Annotated in this window: 1 protein-coding gene; it reads right to left on the bottom strand. The window is 32.8% G+C overall.

Annotated features, from left to right (window positions below):
* Positions 1-7 precede the first annotated feature (7 nt).
* Positions 8-655 (bottom strand): protein rep (locus tag KA926_RS13830; protein WP_245335879.1); only part of this gene is annotated, 648 nt, incomplete at its 5' end.

Genomic DNA, 655 nt, shown 5'->3' with positions numbered 1-655 from the left:
TGTTGAACTACTCTTTAATAAAATAATTTTTCCGTTCCCATGTCCACATTGCAATAATAGAAAATCCATCTTCATCGTCTTTTTCGTCATCATCTGTCATATATTCCGTATCCTTTACAGGATATTTTGCAGTTTCGTCAATTGCCGATTGTATATCCGATTTATATTTATTTTTCGGTCGAATCATTTGAACTTTTACATTTGGATCATAGTCTAATTTCATTGCCTTTTTCCAAAATTGAATCCATTGTTTTTGATTCACGTAGTTTTCTGTATTCTTAAAATAAGTTGGTTCCACACATACCAATACATGCATGTGCTGATTATAAGAATTATCTTTATTATTTATTGTCACTTCCGTTGCACGCATAAAACCAACAAGATTTTTATTAATTTTTTTATATTGCATCATTCGGCGAAATCCTTGAGCCATATCTGACAAACTCTTATTTAATTCTTCGCCATCATAAACATTTTTAACTGTTAATGTGAGAAACAACCAACGAACTGTTGGCTTTTGTTTAATAACTTCAGCAACAACCTTTTGTGACTGAATGCCATGTTTCATTGCTCTCCTCCAGTTGCACATTGGACAAAGCCTGGATTTACAAAACCACACTCGATACAACTTTCTTTCGCCTGTTTCACGATTTTG

The organism is Staphylococcus sp. GDY8P94P (genome assembly GCF_017892255.1).
Taxonomy (GTDB): domain Bacteria; phylum Bacillota; class Bacilli; order Staphylococcales; family Staphylococcaceae; genus Staphylococcus; species Staphylococcus cohnii.
This window is presented reverse-complemented; position numbering and strand designations above follow the sequence as displayed.